3 protein-coding genes are annotated in these 1663 nt (G+C 42.5%); 1 reads left to right on the top strand and 2 read right to left on the bottom strand.

The window, feature by feature from the left end; translation table 11 throughout:
• A partial coding sequence (locus tag JX304_RS04965; RefSeq protein WP_205011510.1) for an LPXTG cell wall anchor domain-containing protein occupies nt 1-355 on the top strand: 355 nt, incomplete at its 5' end.
• Between the two features lie 146 nt (nt 356-501).
• Here JX304_RS04965 and JX304_RS04970 read toward each other — a convergent pair.
• Nucleotides 502-1191, bottom strand: a complete 690-nt coding sequence (locus tag JX304_RS04970; protein WP_205011512.1) for a gamma-glutamyl-gamma-aminobutyrate hydrolase family protein — start codon at nt 1189-1191, stop codon at nt 502-504.
• A 153-nt stretch (nt 1192-1344) separates the two neighbouring features.
• On the bottom strand, nt 1345-1663 hold a 319-nt coding region (locus tag JX304_RS04975; RefSeq protein WP_205011511.1), incomplete at its 5' end, for an LPXTG cell wall anchor domain-containing protein.

Below are 1663 nucleotides of genomic sequence, written 5' to 3' on the forward strand. Positions count from 1 at the left end.
AAGTGATCCAATCACTGTTACAGTGGAAGACTATGTAAGATCTACAAACTTTGTAGTAGATAAAGGAAATGTCGTTAACACGAAGACACCTCCAACACCTCCAACACCTCCAACTACACCTCCAACTACTCCTTCAACACCTCCAACTCCTTCAACACCTCCAACTCCTTCAACACCTCCAACTCCTTCGACTGATAAACCTAAAGGAAATCATCCTTCTGGTAAACAATCAAAAGAAGATAAGAAACAAGGTCTTCCTTCTACTGGTGAAACAGTAAGTACTGGACTTGTTGCAGCGGGACTTGCCCTTGCAGGTGCTGGAAGCATGCTCGTTGCTAAAAAACGCCACGAATAATTCTAAAACAGGTTTTCATCTAGCATTGCTAGATGAACCTGTTTTTTTATTGATGACCGGCCTGTTTTATGATCTTATTTCCGGTATTTTTGCGTCCTTTCTAAGACACAAAAAAGAGATCGGCTCAAGTCCAATCTCTAACTTCATTATAATTCTTGTAACAAATAACGGAAGAGTTCTAAATTCCCTTTTTCTTCATTAACCAAGTATTCTGGGTGCCACTGCAAGCCCATAATGCGATGACCATCTACAGCTTCAATGGCTTCGATGGTGTGATCGCGCGGATCAAAGGCGGTCGCACGGAAATTCGGTGCGAGATCCTTGATACTTTGGCGGTGCACAGAATTGATTCGACTAGCCTGACCAAAGAGTTGCTCCACCACACTGCCTTTTTTAGTCTGGATAGAATGGGAAGTTCCAAACGGAAGTCCTTGCCAATGCCCTTCGATCTCTTGGTTGAGTGTTCCTCCAAAAGCCACATTGATCAACTGAACCCCACGGCAAATTCCTAGAACCGGTTTGTTTTGGCGTACTGCTTCCTTCAGTAGGGCAAGCTCAAATTGATCGCGTTTGATGTTGTAATCGTCGCTCTCGATCGTTTTTTCTTCACCATAAAGACTCGGGTCCACATTTTGGCCCCCACTCAAGATCAATTTATCAATGGTTTCAACATAATCCTTGACTAAGGAAGGATCTCCCATCGGAATAACCATTGGAAGTCCACCTGCTTGACGGATTCCTTCCGCAAATTGACTAGACACGGAGGAATGAAGGTTTTTCCCTTCCGGGTCAACTGGGCAGAGATTAGCGGATACTCCTACGATCGTTCTGCACATATTCATTCCTCCTTTACGTTTTCTTGTATTTATCTTACCACCTATTAGTGATAGTGTCTAATATGTATTTTCAAAGGAGATGATAAATAATATTTATCGCATATAAAAAAATAGGCTTGTCTAGCAAAGCTAGAACAAAACCTATTTTTAAAATTAATTTTCACGTTTTTTGTAAACTAAGGCACTTCCAGCTACTGCCAAAGCAAGTCCTGCAGCCACTAGTCCCTCGCTCACTGTTTCACCTGTAGAAGGAAGAGTATGTTTCTTATCTTCTTTTGGTTGACTTCCAGAAGGCTTATCACCTTTTGGTTTGTCTGTTGATGGGGTAGTTGGAGGCGTGGTTGGCGGAGTAGTTGGTGGAGTAGTTGGTGGTGTGTATGGTGGAGTCAGGTAGTTTACGACTGTCCCCTTATCTACTACAAAGTTTGTAGATCTTACATAGTCTTCCACTGTAACAGTGATTGGATCACTC

The organism is Streptococcus parasanguinis, assembly GCF_901875555.1.
In the GTDB taxonomy this organism is placed as follows: domain Bacteria; phylum Bacillota; class Bacilli; order Lactobacillales; family Streptococcaceae; genus Streptococcus; species Streptococcus parasanguinis_H.

Coding starts and splice junctions, on each gene's coding strand:
- JX304_RS04970 (WP_205011512.1), bottom strand. CDS start 1,191: ATGTGCAGAACGATCGTAGGAGTATCCGCTAATCTCTGCCCAGTTGAC.